At 70.5% G+C, this 16,239-nt stretch carries 13 protein-coding genes; 10 read left to right on the forward strand and 3 right to left on the reverse strand.

What is annotated here, in order from left to right; translation table 11 throughout:
* The first annotated feature begins 305 nt into the window (after nucleotides 1-305).
* From QNA08_RS17560 to QNA08_RS17585, 6 genes are all read left to right on the forward strand, one after another.
* The gene (locus QNA08_RS17560; protein WP_283742026.1) at nucleotides 306-890 is read left to right on the forward strand and encodes an ANTAR domain-containing response regulator; all 585 of its coding nucleotides are present in this window, start codon (nucleotides 306-308) and stop codon (nucleotides 888-890) included.
* The gene (locus tag QNA08_RS17565) at nucleotides 887-1,975 is read left to right on the forward strand and encodes a CmpA/NrtA family ABC transporter substrate-binding protein (protein ID WP_283742027.1); all 1,089 of its coding nucleotides are present in this window, start codon (nucleotides 887-889) and stop codon (nucleotides 1,973-1,975) included. Before QNA08_RS17560 ends, QNA08_RS17565 begins: the two co-directional genes overlap by 4 nt.
* 321 nt (nucleotides 1,976-2,296) lie before the next feature.
* Nucleotides 2,297-3,619, forward strand: coding sequence for a CmpA/NrtA family ABC transporter substrate-binding protein (locus tag QNA08_RS17570; RefSeq protein WP_283742028.1), 1,323 nt, complete (start codon nucleotides 2,297-2,299; stop codon nucleotides 3,617-3,619).
* Between the two features lie 58 nt (nucleotides 3,620-3,677).
* Entirely contained in the window at nucleotides 3,678-4,574 is an 897-nt protein-coding gene (gene ntrB / locus QNA08_RS17575) for a nitrate ABC transporter permease (RefSeq protein ID WP_283742029.1), read from the forward strand.
* A gap of 10 nt (nucleotides 4,575-4,584) precedes the next feature.
* Nucleotides 4,585-5,382 carry an ABC transporter ATP-binding protein gene (locus QNA08_RS17580; protein WP_283742030.1) on the forward strand — a complete coding sequence of 266 codons (798 nt, stop codon included), beginning with the start codon at nucleotides 4,585-4,587 and terminating at the stop codon, nucleotides 5,380-5,382.
* Between the two features lie 26 nt (nucleotides 5,383-5,408).
* The gene (locus QNA08_RS17585; RefSeq protein ID WP_283742031.1) at nucleotides 5,409-6,386 is read left to right on the forward strand and encodes a precorrin-2 dehydrogenase/sirohydrochlorin ferrochelatase family protein; all 978 of its coding nucleotides are present in this window, start codon (nucleotides 5,409-5,411) and stop codon (nucleotides 6,384-6,386) included.
* On the opposite strand, the gene glk is transcribed toward QNA08_RS17585, so the two are convergent.
* From glk to QNA08_RS17600, 3 genes are all read right to left on the reverse strand, one after another.
* Nucleotides 6,355-7,344 (reverse strand): glucokinase, encoded by a 990-nt coding sequence (gene glk, locus QNA08_RS17590; RefSeq protein ID WP_283742032.1) that lies wholly within the window; start codon nucleotides 7,342-7,344, stop codon nucleotides 6,355-6,357. The genes QNA08_RS17585 and glk overlap by 32 nt on opposite strands.
* Before the next feature lie 130 nt (nucleotides 7,345-7,474).
* A complete protein-coding gene (locus QNA08_RS17595; RefSeq protein WP_283742033.1) occupies nucleotides 7,475-9,946 on the reverse strand; it encodes a PIG-L family deacetylase in 2,472 nt (823 codons plus the stop codon).
* Nucleotides 9,947-9,957: 11 nt separating this feature from the next.
* Nucleotides 9,958-11,214 carry an ROK family transcriptional regulator gene (locus QNA08_RS17600; protein WP_283742034.1) on the reverse strand — a complete coding sequence of 419 codons (1,257 nt, stop codon included), beginning with the start codon at nucleotides 11,212-11,214 and terminating at the stop codon, nucleotides 9,958-9,960.
* Nucleotides 11,215-11,619: 405 nt separating this feature from the next.
* Here QNA08_RS17600 and QNA08_RS17605 point away from each other — a divergent pair, with 405 nt between their 5' ends.
* From QNA08_RS17605 to argH, 4 genes are all read left to right on the forward strand, one after another.
* The gene (locus QNA08_RS17605) at nucleotides 11,620-12,891 is read left to right on the forward strand and encodes an extracellular solute-binding protein (RefSeq protein ID WP_283742035.1); all 1,272 of its coding nucleotides are present in this window, start codon (nucleotides 11,620-11,622) and stop codon (nucleotides 12,889-12,891) included.
* Between the two features lie 75 nt (nucleotides 12,892-12,966).
* On the forward strand, nucleotides 12,967-13,857 hold the full coding sequence (locus QNA08_RS17610; protein ID WP_283742036.1) for a carbohydrate ABC transporter permease: 891 nt from the start codon (nucleotides 12,967-12,969) through the stop codon (nucleotides 13,855-13,857).
* The gene (locus QNA08_RS17615) at nucleotides 13,854-14,729 is read left to right on the forward strand and encodes a carbohydrate ABC transporter permease (RefSeq protein ID WP_283742037.1); all 876 of its coding nucleotides are present in this window, start codon (nucleotides 13,854-13,856) and stop codon (nucleotides 14,727-14,729) included. The genes QNA08_RS17610 and QNA08_RS17615 overlap by 4 nt, the downstream gene beginning before the upstream one ends.
* A gap of 6 nt (nucleotides 14,730-14,735) precedes the next feature.
* Entirely contained in the window at nucleotides 14,736-16,235 is a 1,500-nt protein-coding gene (gene argH, locus QNA08_RS17620) for an argininosuccinate lyase (RefSeq protein ID WP_283742038.1), read from the forward strand.
* Nucleotides 16,236-16,239 lie beyond the last annotated feature (4 nt).

Genomic DNA, 16,239 nt, shown 5'->3' on the forward strand with positions numbered 1-16,239 from the left:
GCCGCTCAAGCCCGACCCCGCCCTCGTCCACCTCTTCGACGCCGACACCGGCCAGAGACTCTGAACCCGCGCGCCCCTGCGGGGCACCAGCAGGATCTCCGAGACCCAACCGCGAGGCCCCGTTCGCCCGGGCTGTGGCCTGCCGCCGCAGCCGGGGGTCGGTGTGCTGCGCCCTGCGCTATGCTGTGCCCTGCGCCCCGTCGGGCCTGCGGCCTCATGTCCGTCTTCGGTCGCCGCGACCTCCGGTGGATTGGCGCGAAGCTTGCTTTTGTCCATCGAGGCGAGCGGTGCGGAAGCTGCGGGCGATGGATCGTCACACCAGGATCGTGATCATCGACGAGAGCGCGATCAGGCGCGCCATTCTGGAGGAGGGGCTGCGGGAGGCCGGATACGCCGACATCGTCAGCATCGGCGAGACCGACCAGCTCCTCGCCAAGCTCGATGCGCTCGAGCCGGATGTCATCATCATCGACCTCGAGAACCCGAGCCGCGACGTGCTCGAGCAGATGTTCCAGATCAGCCGGCTGGCGCGGCGACCCGTCGCCATGTTCGTCGACCAGTCGGACACCGCCATGATCGCCGAGGCGATCGATGCCGGCGTCTCGGCCTATGTCGTGGACGGGCTGCGCAAGGAGCGCGTGAAGCCCATCCTCGAGACGGCGATCATGCGCTTCAACGCCTTCACCAGGCTGCGCGACGAGCTCGAGCGCACGAAATCGAAGCTCGAGGAGCGCAAGATCGTCGATCGCGCCAAGGGCATCCTCATGAAGATGAAGGGCATCGGCGAGGAGGAGGCCTACAGGCTGCTGCGCCGCACGGCGATGAACGAGAACCGCACCATCATCGAGGTGGCGCGGTCAGTGATCACGGCGGCGGAGCTCCTGAAATGACGGCACGGCTGCAGATCGGCTTCATTCCGCTCGTCGACGCGGCCCTGCTCGTGGCCGCCAGGGAGGAGGGCTTTGCGGAGGAGGAGGGACTTGCCCTCGATCTCGTGCGTGAGGCCTCCTGGGCCAATATCCGCGACAAGCTCGCTGTCGGCCTCTTCGATGCGGCGCACATGCTCGCTCCCGCGGCGATCGCCACCTCCCTCGGCCTCGGCCATGTCGAGGTGCCACTGACCGTGCCGGTGGCCCTGAACCTCAACGGCAACGCCATCACCGTGTCGCGCCGGCTCCACGCAGAACTGGCCGGGGTTGCCGCCGGAAGCCTTGCCGATCCGCGCATCTCGGCCGGAGCGCTGGCCGGGATCGTGGCGCGCCGGCGCCGCTCGGGGCGCCCGCCGCTCGTCTTCGGCACGGTCTTCCCCTTCTCGACGCACAGCTACCAGCTGCGCATCTGGCTTGCCGCCGCACGGCTCAGCGTGGAGGAGGACGTGCGGGTCGTCGTCGTGCCGCCGCCGGCGATGGCGCGCAGCCTGGAGCAAGGCATGCTCGACGGCTTCTGCGTCGGCGCGCCCTGGAGTCTCATCGCCGTGGAGAACGGCGCCGGCGTCCTGCTGCATCCGGGCGTCGACATCGTCGGCGCCTGCCCGGAAAAGGTGCTCGCCTTGCCGCGCCGCGATTTTCCCGATGACGACGCGCGCATGGCGCGCCTCGTGCGTGCCCTCGCCCGGGCGAGCCGCTGGTGCGCCGACCCCGCCAATCGGCCGCGCCTTGCCGGCCATCTCGCGGCCGCCGATGTGCTCGACCTGCCCGCGAGGCTCGTCGAGCGCGTGCTCGCCGGCGAGCTGCCCCTGGGCGAGGGACCGCCGCAACCCGTGGCCGACTATCTGCGTCTCGACCCGGGCGTGTTGCGGCCCATGCTGGCGCACGCCGCCTTCCTCCATGCCCAGATGGTCGCGGCCGGGCAGGTGGTCGCTTCCGGGAGGGACGCGGAGGCGCTCAGCCGCATCTATCGCCCCGACCTCTTCGATGCCGCCGTCCAGGACCTCGTCGCCGCATCCGATCCGCCTGCGCCGATGCCCTTGGTTTGAGCGGTCTCCATGTTGCCGTCGCCCTGCGGCCCTGCCCATTTCCCCCGCAGCCCTGCCCGATGTTTGTGCAGTGCAGCATCGACAGCGGGAGCGCGCGCCCGCGCGCGGGTGTGGGAGGGGTGTTTCGCCTCCCGGATGAGCCTCCTCCGCGTTGGCACGAGACTTGAATAAGCAGAACCGGAGGGCGGCCCTCGACGGTCGCGCCATGATCCAGCGCCGGGTCAACAGCAATGCCGCTGACGGGTTCGACCGGGACGGTCGGGCCGTGTCGGCGGCTTTTTGTTTGGCCGGCTTTGGTCGAGAAACGAGGGAATCAAGGCGATGAAGAAGCGTTCGACCCCGTGCGGTGCAGCGACGAGGGATGTCACCCGCCGCGGCTTCCTCGAGCGTGCGGCGGCGGCCGCGGCGCTCGCCGCCGCCGCGAAGCTCGCCCTGCCGGGTGGAGCCTTCGCGCAAGGGGCAGGCCCGGAGGTGAAGAAGGCGGTGCTCGGCTACATCGCCCTCATCGACGCCTCGCCCCTCGTCATCGCCAAGGAGAAGGGCTTCTTCGCCAGGCACGGCATGCCGGAGGTGGAGGTGGTCAAGCAGGCCTCCTGGGGCGCGACGCGGGACAATCTCGTGCTCGGCGGCGACAAGAACGGCATCGACGGCGCTCACATCCTCACGCCGATGCCCTATCTCATCTCGACCGGCAAGGTGACGCAGAACAATGTGCACGTGCCGATGTACATCCTGGCGCGGCTCAACCTCGACGCCCAGGCGATCTCCGTTTCCAACGAATACAAGGACCTCAAGGTCGGGCTGGACGCCACGCCGCTCAAGGTCGCCTTCGAGGCAAAGAAGGCCGCTGGCAAGGAGGTCAAGGTCGCCATGACCTTCCCCGGCGGCACGCACGACCTCTGGATCCGCTACTGGCTCGCCGCCGCCGGCATCGACCCGGACAAGGACGTCTCCACCATCGTCGTGCCGCCTCCGCAGATGGTGGCGAACATGAAGGTCGGCAACATGGACGCCTTCTGCGTCGGCGAGCCGTGGAACGAGCAGCTCGTCAACCAGGGCATCGGCTTCACCGCCTGCACCACGGGCGAGATCTGGGGCAGGCACCCGGAAAAGGCGCTCGGCCTGCGTGCCGACTGGGTGGACAAGTATCCCAATGCTGCCAAGGCCCTGCTGATGGCCGTCATGGAGGCGCAGGCCTGGTGCGACAAGCCGGAGAACAAGCAGGAACTCGCCGAGATCGTCGGCCGGCGCCAGTGGTTCAACGTGCCGGTGGCCGACATCGTCGGCCGCCTCAGGGGCGACATCAACTACGGCAACGGCCGCGTCGAGAAGGGCACCCGCCAGTTCATGAAGTTCTGGCAGGACCATGCCTCCTATCCCTTCAAGAGCCATGACGCCTGGTTCGTCACCGAGAACGTCCGCTGGGGCAGGTTTGAGCCGGGGATGGACGTCAAGGCACTCGTCGACAAGGTGAATCGCGAGGACCTGTGGCGCGAGGCGGCGAAGGGCCTCGGCGTCGCGGCCACAGACATTCCCTCCTCGCCGTCGCGCGGCAAGGAGACCTTCTTCGACGGCAAGGTCTTCGATCCAGCCGACCCGGCCGCCTACCTGAAGAGCCTCGCAATCAAGCGCGCCATGGTCTGACCCGAGCCGAGGCCGCGCCCCGCGCGGTCCCGCGGTTTCCTCCAACCCGGAGCTTCCGATGTCGCTCACCCTCCTGCGCAGCGAAGACCGCAAGCCCGCGCCATCAGTGTCGAAGGCGGCCGTCATCCCCCTCGCCGTGCCGCACCGCCCGCTCTCGGCGCGCCTGTTGCCTGTCCTGCGCGGCGCCGCCACGACGGGCGTGCCGCCCCTCGTGACGCTCGTGCTCATTCTGCTCGTCTGGCAGATGCTGACGGCGCAGCCGGGCGCCACGCTGCCGTCGCCGACCCAGATCTGGGCGGAATCGCGCGATCTGATCGTCGCGCCCTTCTTCGACTACGGCTCGCAGGACATCGGCCTCGGCTGGCGGGTGCTCGTCAGCCTGCAGCGCGTGGGCGTCGGCTTCGGGCTCGCGGCGGTCGCGGGCGTGCTCATCGGCACGCTCATCGGCCAGAGCCTGTGGGCGATGCGCGGCCTCGATCCCGTCTTTCAGGTGCTCAGGACGGTGCCGCCGCTCGCCTGGCTGCCGCTCTCGCTCGCCGCCTTCCGCGACAGCCACCCCTCGGCGATCTTCGTCATCTTCATCACGTCGATCTGGCCGGTGATCATCAATACGGCGGTAGGCATCCGCAACATCCCGCAGGACTACCGTAACGTCGCTGCCGTGCTGCGCCTCAACTCCCTCGAGTTCTTCTGGCGCATCATGATCCCCTCGGCGGCGCCCTACATCTTCACCGGCCTGCGCATCGGCATCGGCCTCTCCTGGCTTGCCATCGTCGCGGCGGAGATGCTGACGGGCGGCGTCGGCATCGGCTTCTTCATCTGGGACGCGTGGAACTCCTCGCGTCTGCCCGACATCGTCGTCGCGCTCCTCTACATCGGTGTCGTGGGCTTCCTGCTCGACCGGCTCGTCGCCCTCGCCGGCAGAATCGCGACCCGCGGCACGGCGAGCGCCTGAGGAGGCTTTCATGAAGCGCAGCTATCTGAAGCTCGACCACATCGACAAGGCCTTCCCCCGTGCCGGCGGCGCGACGGAGGTCCTGCGCGACGTCGACCTCGCCATCGAGAAGGGCGAGTTCGTCTCCATCATCGGCCATTCTGGCTGCGGAAAGTCGACGCTGCTCAATATCGTCGCCGGCCTCACGCCGGCGACGCGCGGTGCCGTCCTCCTCGAGGACAGGGAGGTGAACAGCCCGGGGCCCGACCGCGCCGTCGTCTTCCAGAACCACTCGCTCCTGCCCTGGCTCACGGCCTACGAGAACGTGCGGCTCGCCGTCGACAAGGTCTTTTCTGGCGTCAAGTCGAAGGCCGAGCGGCACGACTGGACGATGCGCAATCTCGATCTCGTGCAGATGGGCCATGCCCGCGACAAGCGCCCCGCCGAGATTTCCGGCGGCATGAAGCAGCGCGTCGGCATCGCCCGCGCGCTCGCCATGGAGCCCAAGGTCCTGCTGCTCGACGAGCCCTTTGGCGCGCTCGACGCGCTAACGCGCGCCCACCTGCAGGACCAGGTGATGCAGATCCACGCCGGCCTCGCCAACACGGTGATCATGATCACCCACGACGTGGACGAGGCGGTGCTGCTCTCGGACCGCATCGTGATGATGACGAACGGCCCGGCGGCGCATGTCGGCGAGGTGCTGGAGGTGCCGCTGGCCAGGCCGCGCCGCCGCATCGAGGTGGCGACGGACCCGACCTACCTGCGCTGCCGCGAGGCGGTGCTGCGCTTCCTCTACGAGCGCCACCGCTATGTCGAGGCGGCCTGAAACCAAGAAGGGCGGGAGGAAACGCCATGAACGCACCGCCGCCGCTTCCGCATCGCGAGACCACGGCTCCGCACCACCGCCTCGCGCCGCTCGCGACGTTGCCGGTCTTCTTCCGGCTCGCCGGGGCGCGGGCGGTGGTCGCCGGCAGCACGCCGGCCGCCGCCTGGAAGGCCGAGCTTCTGTCGGCCGCGGGCGCTGCCGTCGACGTCTTCGCCCCCGGGCCCGACGCGACGCTCCTCGCGCTCGCTGCTCATCCTCCCGCCGGCGCCATCCGGCTGCACCGGCGTGCGTGGAGGGAGGCGGACCTGCAAGGCGCGGCCATCGCCGTCGCCGATGCCGAGGACGACATGCAGGCCCGCTGCTTCCATGCGGCGGCGCGGGCCGCCGGGGTGCCTGCGAACTGCATCGACCGGCCGCAGTTCTGCGACTTCCGCTTCGGTGCCGTCGTCAACCGCTCGCCGCTCGTCGTCGGCATCTCGACTGACGGGGCGGCGCCGGTCTTCGGCCAGGCCGTGCGTACCCGCATCGAAACGCTCCTGCCGCAGGGCTTCGCGCGCTGGGCGGAGGCGGCAGTGCGGTGGCGGCCGGCCGTGGGCGCCTGGGCGCCGTCTCCGGCCCGCCGCCGCGCCTTCTGGCGGTGCTTCGCCGCCGCAGCGCTCGATCGGCCCGACTATGCGCCCGGTGACCGTGACCTCGAAGCCTGGCTCGCCGCTGAAGACCGCGGGCCGGAGCAGAACGCGGCGCCGGAGACGATCACGGTCGCGAGCGACGATCCGGAGGAGCTGACGCTTCGTCAGGTGCGGCTCATCCAGTCGGCCGACATCGTGCTCTACGACCCCGACGTGCCGCACGCCGTCCTCGATTTCGCCCGGCGCGAGGCGCGGAAGTTGCGTTCTTCCGCGACGGCCCTGGCGCGAAAGGGCAAGAAAACCGGCGAGACCTTCGCGGATGGACTCGCCAGCCCCCGGATCGTCAGGCTCGTGGCGAAACCGGCCCCTCGATGAGCCGGGCGAGACCGTCGAGCGCGGGATAGGGGGCGGTGATCAGCCAGGTCGGGATGGTCTTGAGGAACGGGCGCTGCCGCCCCTTCGCCTCGAAGGCGTCGCGGAAGGCGGAAGCCCGCAGGAGCGGCGCGATGACCGGGGCGATGCCGCCGCCGACGTAGACGCCGCCCGTGGCGCAGAAGGCCAGCGCCACCTCGCCGGCGACCGCGCCGAGGATGCGGCAGAAGAGGCCGATCGCATGCGCGCTGAGCGGGCAGGTGCCAGCGAGCGCCCGGCGCGTGACCTCGGCGGGCGAGGCGGGTGGGGGCACATGGTAGGTGTCCTCCGCCAGCATCCCGGCGATGGCGAGAAGGCCGGGGCCGCTCAGGATCCGCTCGTTCGACACCCGCCCGAAGCGCTTGCGCAGGCGCGCGTTGAGCCTCTCCTCCTCCTCGTCGCGCGGGCAGAAGGCAAGATGCCCGCCCTCGCTCGCGACCGGCTGCCAGCCGCCGCCGCAAGGAACGACCGCCGCTACGCCGAGGCCGGTGCCGGGGCCAAGCACGGCGATCGTGCCGGGACGCGCCTCGCACGCGGAGCCGAGGACGAGGCGATCGGCTGCCCGGAGACGGGGGAGCGCGGCGGCGAGCGCCGTGAAGTCGTTGACGAGCAGGAGTTCGGCCAGGCCGAAACGTTCCTTCATCGCGGCGGGCGCGAGGAAGGCACCGCCGTTCGTCAGCGTGACGACGTCCCCGACGATGGGCGCGGCGAGGGCCAGCGCCGCGGCCCGCGGCGCAGCGCCAGGGTGGCGCACGAGATAGGTGGCGATTTCCTCGCCGACGTCGCCGCCCGGCCGGCATGGCACGACGACGACATCCGACACCGGCGCGCCCGGCGCCTGGACGAGGCCGAGCCGCACGTTCGTGCCGCCGATGTCGGCGACGAGCCACGGATGGAGGCGCGACTGCGGATCACTGGGCATGGCGAATGGTCAACATGGTTCGGCGCCTTGCCGGCGCGGGTCCTTCGGATCGGGGACGGCCGCGCTTCCTCGCGCAGGGAGGGGCGCGATTGCTCGTGCAGTGCCGGAGCCGCGGTTGCCGGTCATGTGCTCAGGCCGGCTGCACGAGATTGGCGAGGAGACGCAGGCCGCCGGGCACAAGCCCTTCGGCCTGCCGGTGCAGCGCGAGGCCGCAATAGGTCAGCCGGCCCCGTCCGACCGGCCCGGTGACGAGCGCCCCGTGATGCGGCGCCTCGCCCGGGTCGGCGACGGCGAGGAGCGGCTTGAAGCCGTCCGGCCAGGCTGTGGCGCAGCAGAGTGCGCGCTCCTGCAGCCAGCCGCGCCAGTCGTCGGCGGCGATGCGGTTAGGCCCTGCGAGAAGGGCGTGCTCCGGCGCGAGCATGGTGACGGCACCGGTCGGGTCCGTGGCCCGATGCCGGAAGGAGGGGCTGCCCACGACGATGCCGAAGGGAGTGCGGGCGCCGCCCCCGCCATCCGCCGGTCGCTGCGGCAGCACGACGACATGCCCCCCCGCCGCCATGAAGGCGTGCAGGGCCTCCGCCGCCGCGGCCGGCAGCGCCGCCCAGGCGCGCACGCCGATGACGATCGTGGCGAGCTGTCGCAATGCGGTTCCCGCGGGCTCGGGGCCATCAAGCGAGGCCACGTCGAGGATGGTCACGTCTGCGCCGAGATCGGCGAGGACCTCATCGAGGCGGTCGAGGCCGCAGCCGAAATAGCCGATCCGCGCCTCGCCGATGGCGACCGCGGCGACGCCAATGGTGAGCACCGCCGGCGCGACACGCAGACAGGAGTCGACGTGCGGATAGGTGAAGCGGCGCACGAGGCCGGCCGTTCCCCCTGCAGCCGAGAAGGTCACCGCATGGCGGCCGGGCGCGGCGCCGGCAGGCGGCGAGATGCGGACGGTGAAGCGCCCGGCAGCCTGCGCCGTCTCCGCGGCGAGCTCCGCCGTCCAGCCGGGCGGCAGGACGGGCAGCGGGCGGACTGCCTCCCCGGCCGGCCCGGTGGCGGTGAGGGTGGCGACGACGCTCGCTCCCTCACCGAGGCGCAGGAGGGCCTTTTCGGGCGCGAGCGTCAGGACCGCGTGCGGCAGGACGGGCGCCGGCCGGTCCGGCACGAGAGACAGGCGCGCGGCCGTGCCGGCGTGGCGGTAGGCGATCGCCGCGGCGATCGGCGGAGCCATGTCGGGCACCGTTGCCCGCTGCCCGCCGGCCTCGGGCGGGACGTGGATGTCGACTGTCGCCCGCAGGCACCCGCCGGCGTCGGCGGTCAGCGGCTCGACGGTCGTGAGCGACCATCCGGCCGGCAGGTCGATCGACAAGGCCGGCGCCTCGGCATGGCCCTCGGGCGCCTCGGCACGGATGGTGGCGCGTGCCGTCGCCCCCGCACGCAAGGCGCTGCAGGTCATGCGGCCGGCCAGGCCGAGTGCGGCGTTGCTCGCGGTAAAGAGCTGGCGCTGCTTGAGGGACAGGCGGTGCCGCAGGTGCAGCAGGGTCTGCGGCGTGTCGGGCGCCTCCCTGGGCAGGGCGTGCATGAGCTCGTCCACGAGGCCGAGCGCGTCGTGAACGGCGGCGGCGACCGCCGGGCGCCGGGGGAAGGCAGCAAGCGCCTCGCCGAGCGCGCGATCGAGCGCCTGCGCCGCTGCGAGGGCGGCGCCCGCGCAGCCCGCCGCCGCAGCGAGCGTGCCGAAGCTCCGCGGCAGTCCCTCGCGCAGGTCCCCTTCCGCGCCCGGCGGTCCGATGTGCGATGCGGCGAGATGGAGCGCAACCGGCGCGGGATCAGGCTCGGGCGCCGCCGCCATATCCTGCGTCGCATGGCAGGCGCGTGAGCGGGCGGCGATCTCGGCGAAGCGCCCGCCAAGCCGCGGGTCGCCTCCGGCTACCGGCACGTGCAGGGTTGCGGGCGGCGGTGCTTCGCTGTCGTCGTAGCTCGCGCCGGCGCCGGAAAAGGCCGGCAGATAGAGCTTTGCGGGCCGCCAGGGCGCGAGGCCCGCCGCGATCTGCTCGGGGAAGGCGCCGGGATTGCCCGCGAGCGCGAAGGCGGCGGCGGTCGCGCGCGTCACCGCCCGGTGATGGCCATGCTGGCCCTCCACGTCGAGGAAGGTCGGGCACAGGCAGTCCGGTCGCAGGCTCCGGACGACGGCGACGAGGCGGCGCGTCAGCTCCGTCTCGCCCCAGCGGGCGAAGGTCGCCTCCGCGCTCTTCGCGAAGCCGAAATCGGTGATCGCATCGGATTGGCCGGAGCCGAGCCAGTGGAGCTCGATGCCGAGCACGTGGGCAGCCTCCTCCATCTCGCGCGTGCGGATGGCGGCGAGGTCTTCGCCGCGCTTGGGGCCGAGGGCATTCTGGCCGCCTTCGCCGCGCGTGGCGCAGGCATAGGCGACATGAATGCCGTCGCCGCGCGACAGACGGGCGAGAAGCAGGCTGAGCTCGTCGTCCGGATGGGCGCCGGTCATGAGGAAGACGCTCGTGTCGCTGAGCGGCACGAGGCTCTGCCACAGGCGAGCCAGCGGGATGCGGGTCGGCTGCTCGCCTGCAGGTGCAACCGGACCGCCAGGTTTGCCCATGCGCGCGGCGCTCACGGCAATGCCCTCGGCGCCGGCGCCCGGGTTTCGGCGGCGCGCTCCGGCCCCGTTCCGAAGGGCTGGGCGCCGGGCGCCGCCACCTGGTGCATCAGGGGAAGGGCCGCCGCTCCCATGGCGGTGCCGGCCGGGCCGGAGGAGCCCTGCATCAGGCGCGGCAGCATGCGGTCGCGCCGCGCGCTCACCGAGGGGTGCAGCGGCTCGGCGCGCTCGGCGAGGGCGGCGAGCATGTCCTCGGCGAGATCGCCACCGACGATGATGGTGGCTGGATCGATGAGATTCTCCACCGTCTGGACGGCGCGGCGCAGGTGCTCGGCCGCGGTGTCCAGCCAGCGGTGCACGACGGGCTCGCCCATGCGGTAGGCGCGCGCCAGCGCCTGCGGCGACTGCACGGCGAGGCCGCCCTCGCCGCAGGCCTCGTAGGCCGCGTGCAGGGATACGTAGCGCTCGAGGCAGCCATGACTGCCGCAGTAGCAGGGCTTGCCGGCGGGCGCGACGCTCACGTGGCCGAGCTCGCCGGCATTGCCGAAGGCGCCGCGCACCGGCTGGCCGCCGAGGAAGAGCCCGGCGCCGAGGCCGCGGCCGATGAAGATGAAGAGGAAATCGTCGATGGCTGTGGCGCAGCCGTAGAGGCGCTCGCCGAGCGCCGCCGCCGTCGCGTCGTTCTCCAGGAACACGGGCATGGCGAGCACCTCGCGCAGGCGCGCCACGGCGCTGCCGTCTGTCCAGGGGGGCATCGCCGTCTCGGAGCGGATGCCGACGGCATCCACGTCGAAGGGGCCGGGCACGGCGAGGCCGACGCCCCACAGGCGGCGCGGCTCCACCCGCGACTGCTCGGCGAGATCGACGGCGAGCCGGGCGAGCCCGGCCGGGGCCTCCGGCCCGTTCGGGTCGCCGAAGTCGCGGTCGGCGACCGCGAGCCGCCGACCGACGAGATCGACGACGACGCCGGTGACACGGTCGTGCCGCAGGTGCAGCCCGATGGTGAAGGCGCCGTCCGGAGCGAGCTCGAAGTCGACCGGCGGCTGTCCGGCGCGCGTGCGCCGTCTCCCGACCTCGCGCACGAGCCCATCCGCGGCGAGCTCTTCGATGATATTGGCAACCGCCTGCGCCGTGAGTCCGGTAAGGCGCGCAAGGTCGGCCCTACTCGCCCGGCCGACACGGCGCAGCACGTCGAGCGCCACGCGCCGGTTGTGCGCGCGCAGCAGCGCCTGGTTGGAGCCGCGCAGGGGGGAGCCGGGTTGAGGGGCCATGCCGGCATCATCTCGCCAGGACGGCGATTAAGTCAAGAACATGGATTTAAAATTCCAGCCGCTGGCACCAATCTGCGTGACGGGCTGAAGGTGTCGACTATCTGATTGATAATGTTTAATTATGTCATGAAAGGAAAGGGCAGTCCACACGTCCTGATGGGGATTATAAAAACAACAAACTTGATTTAAGCATTGACCGCCTGTCGCCTTTTTGAAAACCTTTCCGCCAAGGCGCCCCCGTTCCCGGTCTGCCGGGACAGAGCGCGAGCGCCGGAGGGGTCTTGAGCCCGATGCCGGGAAGCGGCCTCCGCTTCCTGGGGGCATCATGCTCAAGATATTGGAATCGATCATCTTTTCTGCGGATGGGCGGGCCCGTCCAAGGCAGGTTGATCTGAGGAGGTCGCGATGAAGCGCTTTACCCGGCGGGCGGTCGGCTCCGCCTTGGCTGCGATCTGCGCGATGGGCCTGTGGTCCGGCGCGGCCCGCGCCCAGGCGGTCGAGATAGAATATTGGCAGTACACCTTCCCGCAGCGCGTCCAGGCCATGGACGAGCTGATCAAGCGCTTCGAGGCGGCGAACCCCGGCATCAAGGTCAAGCAGGTCACCGTCCCCTACGACGACTTCCGCGTGAAGATCGCGGCGGCCGTTCCCGCAGGCCAGGGCCCCGATGTGGTGCAGCTCTTCTACGGCTGGCTGCAGGACTACCTGAAGGCCAAGATGCTGCAGCCGCTGCCGGCGGAGATGTTCAACGCGGCCGACATCGAGAAGGAGTTCTTCCCCTCGGTGAAGCAGATGAAGGTGGGCGGGCAGTATTATGCCCTGCCGACCTCCGTGCGCTCCCTTGCCCTGTTCTGGAACAAGAAGCTCGTCAAGGAGGCGGGGCTCGATCCGGAGAAGCCGCCGCAGACGCTCGACGAACTGGTCGCGGCCGCCGAAAGGGCGACAAAGCGCGACGCCTCCGGCAACCTGCTGCAGGCCGGCATCACCATCGACATGCTCGGCCAGGATCATCACTGGATCCGCGAGGTGCTCATCCGCCAGATGGGCGGCAAGCCCTATTCGCCCGACAACCGCAAGGTCACCTACAACGATGCGGCCGGCATCAAGGCCGTGGCCTGGTACACGGATCTCGTCGCCAGGCACAAGGTGGGCGAGGCCGGCTTCATGACCGACGGCGTCACGGCCTTCCGCTCGAACCGGGCGGCCTTCACCATCGACGGCTCCTTCCGCCTCGCCGCGCTCGACAACCAGAAGGGCCTCGACTACGCGGTAGCGGAGCTGCCGGCCCAGGACGGCAAGCGCTTCAACTTCACCTCCTACTGGGTCAACGGCATCACCCCCAAGGCCACCGGCGCGAAGCGCGAGGCAGCGGCGAAGTTCCTCAAGTTCATCACCTCGCCGGAAGCCCAGGAGCTGTGGCTCGAGAAGGTGGGCGAGCTGCCGGCCGCCGTCGCCGTCGCCAACAAGCCGGCGATCGCGGGCCATGCGAAGTACGGCCCCTTCGTGCGCGGCCTCGCCAATGCGGAGGCGACGTTCTTCGTGAACGAGAGCGCCCAGCGCAAGGTGTTCACCGACATGGTCGACGCCGTGCTCATCAAGAAGCAGCCGGTCGCCGAGGCGGTCGCCACCGCCGCCGCCGAGGAGCAGAAGCTCATCGACGGCTTCTTCGGCAACTGACGGTCCGCAAGGCGCTCGTCCGGCCGCCCCGTGCGGCCGGAGCGGGAGCGCCCCGGGAAAGGCGAGGGGAGACGCATGGTTCCGGCACGGCTCAGCCTGTCCGCCCGCCGCGCCCTTTGGGCGTGGGCGTTCCTCGCCGTGCCGATCGTCTTCTATGTCACGATCCGCCTCTATCCGGCTGTGGACGCCTTCGTGATGTCCTTCACGAACTGGAACATCGTTGGCACGCGCGCCTTCAACGGCCTCGACAACTACCTGCGCCTGTTCGGCGACCCCCGGTTCTGGACGGTGCTGCGCAACACCTTCGTCTATCTCGGGGCAGGCCTCGTCGTCAGCATGGGGCTCGCCTTCGCCGTGGCCTACCACCTCGACAAGGTCCGCTTCGGCCACGGCTTCCTGCGGGCGCTCTACTTCGTGCCTCACATCACCACGGCGGTCGCCATGGCCTGGGTGTGGCGGTGGTTCTACCAGCCGGTGCCGGTAGGCCTGTTCAACGATCTCCTCGTCGCTGTCGGCCTGCCGCAGCAGCCGTTCCTGCGCTCCACCGGCCAGGCGCTCTTCGCCATCCTGGCGCCGGCGGTGTGGGCCGGCATCGGCTTCCAGATCGTCATCTTCCTCGCCGGGCTGAAGGCCATCCCCGCCCACTACTACGAGGCGGCGGCGCTCGACGGCGCCGGCCCCTGGCGGGTGCTCTTCGAGATCACGCTGCCGCTGCTGCGCCCGACCGTCGTCTTCCTCACCGTGACGAGCTCGATCGCCTACCTGCGCATCTTCGACTACGTCTATGCCATGACGCTCGGCACGGGCGGGCCGCTCGATTCCACCAAACCGATCGTGCTCATGATCTTCGAGACCGCCTTCAAGAACTTCGAGATGGGCTACGCCGCCGCGCAGACGGTCGTTCTCTTCCTCATCCTGCTCGCGATCTCGCTGCTGCAGCTCCGCCTGATGGACCGCCGGCCATGACCCGCGCCGCGACGCGCCCTTCCGCCGCCGTGCCGCGGCACAGGAGCCAGGCCCGGGCGGCGCCCCGGCCCGGCCGCATCCTTGCCGTCACGCTGCTCGCCCTCGGCGGCATCGTCATGGTGATGCCCTTCGTCTACATGCTCGCCACCTCGCTCAAGGACAACAGCGAGATCTTCGAGCTGTCGCTGTGGCCACGCCATCCGACCCTCGACAACTACGCCCAGGTGCTCGGCGCCTCGGGCTTCCCGCGCTGGTTCTTCAACTCGCTCCTCGTCGCCGCGGTCACGACCGGGAGCGTGCTCTTCTTCGACAGCCTCGTGGGCTACACGCTGGCGAAGTTCCGCTTCTGCGGCCGGCCTGCGGTCTTCGTCGCCATCCTGTCGACGCTCATGGTGCCGACCGAGATGCTCGTCCTGCCCTGGTACACGATGAGCAAGGCCATGGGATGGCTCGACACCTACTGGGGCCTGCTGTTCCCCGGCCTCATGACCGGCTTCGGCACCTTCCTCATGAAGCAGTTCTTCGAGAGCGTGCCGGACGAGCTCATCGAGGCCGGCCGCATCGACGGGCTCAACGAGTTCGAGATCTGGTGGCGGATCTGCCTGCCGCTCGTCGGGCCCGCCCTTTCGGCGCTCGCCATCTTCGTCTTCCTCGGCAACTGGACGGCCTTCCTGTGGCCGCTCATCGCCGTCGCCGACACGCGGATGTACACGCTGCCCGTCGGCCTCGCCTCCTTCTCGAGCGAGCTGCAGACGGAATGGGGGCTCATCATGGCCGGGGCCGCGGTCGCCACCATGCCGACGCTCGTCGTCTTCGTGCTCCTGCAGAAATACATCGTGCGCGGCATCATGCTCGCCGGCCTCAAGGTCTGACCCGCCATGGCTTCGACCACAGATCCCGACCGCTTTCCCGCCCCCGCTTACAAGGCCGAGGTGCTCGCCCCCCTCTTCGAGGGCGTGAAGCAGCACCACTGGCGCCACCAGATGCGCATCAACCGCGCGAGCGCGCTGATGCTCGCCGAGGTCGGCGTCCTCACACGACGGGAGGCGATCGCCATCCTCGCCGCCCTCGATTCCGTCGAGCGCGAGGTGGACGTGCCGGCGCTCGTCTACACGGGCGAGCACGAGGACTTCTTCTTCCTCGTCGAGGCGGAGCTGAAGAAGCGCCTCGGCGCCGATCTCGCCGGCAAGCTGCACACCGGCCGCAGCCGCAACGACATCGACCACACCGTCTTCAAGATGGCGCTGAAGGAGCGGCTCGCCGCGCTCCTCGGCGATCTCCTCGGCGCCGTCGCTGCCCTGATCGAGGTGGCGGAGGCGCAGCGCGCCACGCTCGTCGTTGCCTATACCCACGGCCAGCCGGCCCAGCCCACGACCTTCGGCCACTACCTCGCCGCGATCGTCGAGGTGCTGCTGCGCGATGTCGAGCGCCTGCGCCAGGCGGCGCGCTATCCCGACCTCTCGTCCATGGGGGCTGCCGCCATCACGACCTCGGGCTTCCCGCTCGACCGGGCGATGATGGCGCGGCTCCTCGGCTTTTCCGGCGTGCAGGAGAACTCCTACGGCGCCATCGCCGCCTGCGATTACATCTCGTCCGTCTACGGCGCGACGCGCCTCCTCTTCGTCCATCTCGGCCGCTTCGTGCAGGACCTCAACAGCTGGACGGGCTTCGAGGTTGGCCATCTCGTCGTGCCCGACGCCTATGTGCAGATCTCCTCGATCATGCCCCAGAAGCGCAATCCCGTGGTGGTCGAGCATCTGCGCCTGCTCTCCTCGCTCGCTGCCGGGCGCGCCGACACGATGATCCAGGCGCTGCACAACACCCCCTTCACCGACATGAACGACTCCGAGGGCGAAGTGCAGGCCGCGGGCTACGCTGCCTTCGAGGCCGGTGGCCGTGCGCTGAGGCTGCTCACTGACTTCATCCGCCTCGTCTCCATCGACGAGGCGCGGGTGCGCGCCCACATCGAGGCGAGCTGCGTGACGATGACGGAGCTCGCCGACTCGCTCGTGCGCAGCGAGGGGCTGTCCTTCCGCCAGGCGCACGAGGTCGCCTCCGACCTCGCCCGGCGCATGATCGCGGCGGGCGAGACGCCCTCGAAGGTCGGCTTCCCGACTTTCCGCGCCGTCTTCGCCGCCGTGGTCGGCCGCGAGCCGGCCGTGACAGAGGCGGATTTCCGCCGCTTCCTCACGCCTGAGCACTTCATCGCCGTGCGCGACCGTTTCGGCGGGCCGGCGCCGGCAGCGCTGGCGGCGAGCCTCGCGCGCTGCCGCGATGAGCTCGACGAGGCCAGACGTTGGCTCGACGGCTATGCCGGCCGCATCGCCGCCGTCGACGCCACGCTCGCCGCCGCCCGGCACGCTCTCACGCAGGACTGAACTC

Source organism: Chelatococcus albus (assembly GCF_030067675.1).
Classification (GTDB): domain Bacteria; phylum Pseudomonadota; class Alphaproteobacteria; order Rhizobiales; family Beijerinckiaceae; genus Chelatococcus_A; species Chelatococcus_A albus.

Coding starts and splice junctions, on each gene's coding strand:
- QNA08_RS17580 (WP_283742030.1), top strand. CDS start 4,585: ATGAAGCGCAGCTATCTGAAGCTCGACCACATCGACAAGGCCTTCCCC.
- QNA08_RS17585 (WP_283742031.1), top strand. CDS start 5,409: ATGAACGCACCGCCGCCGCTTCCGCATCGCGAGACCACGGCTCCGCAC.
- QNA08_RS17595 (WP_283742033.1), bottom strand. CDS start 9,946: ATGGGCAAACCTGGCGGTCCGGTTGCACCTGCAGGCGAGCAGCCGACC.
- QNA08_RS17570 (WP_283742028.1), top strand. CDS start 2,297: ATGAAGAAGCGTTCGACCCCGTGCGGTGCAGCGACGAGGGATGTCACC.
- ntrB (WP_283742029.1), top strand. CDS start 3,678: ATGTCGCTCACCCTCCTGCGCAGCGAAGACCGCAAGCCCGCGCCATCA.
- glk (WP_283742032.1), bottom strand. CDS start 7,344: ATGCCCAGTGATCCGCAGTCGCGCCTCCATCCGTGGCTCGTCGCCGAC.
- QNA08_RS17600 (WP_283742034.1), bottom strand. CDS start 11,214: ATGGCCCCTCAACCCGGCTCCCCCCTGCGCGGCTCCAACCAGGCGCTG.
- QNA08_RS17615 (WP_283742037.1), top strand. CDS start 13,854: ATGACCCGCGCCGCGACGCGCCCTTCCGCCGCCGTGCCGCGGCACAGG.
- argH (WP_283742038.1), top strand. CDS start 14,736: ATGGCTTCGACCACAGATCCCGACCGCTTTCCCGCCCCCGCTTACAAG.
- QNA08_RS17565 (WP_283742027.1), top strand. CDS start 887: ATGACGGCACGGCTGCAGATCGGCTTCATTCCGCTCGTCGACGCGGCC.
- QNA08_RS17560 (WP_283742026.1), top strand. CDS start 306: ATGGATCGTCACACCAGGATCGTGATCATCGACGAGAGCGCGATCAGG.
- QNA08_RS17610 (WP_283742036.1), top strand. CDS start 12,967: ATGGTTCCGGCACGGCTCAGCCTGTCCGCCCGCCGCGCCCTTTGGGCG.
- QNA08_RS17605 (WP_283742035.1), top strand. CDS start 11,620: ATGAAGCGCTTTACCCGGCGGGCGGTCGGCTCCGCCTTGGCTGCGATC.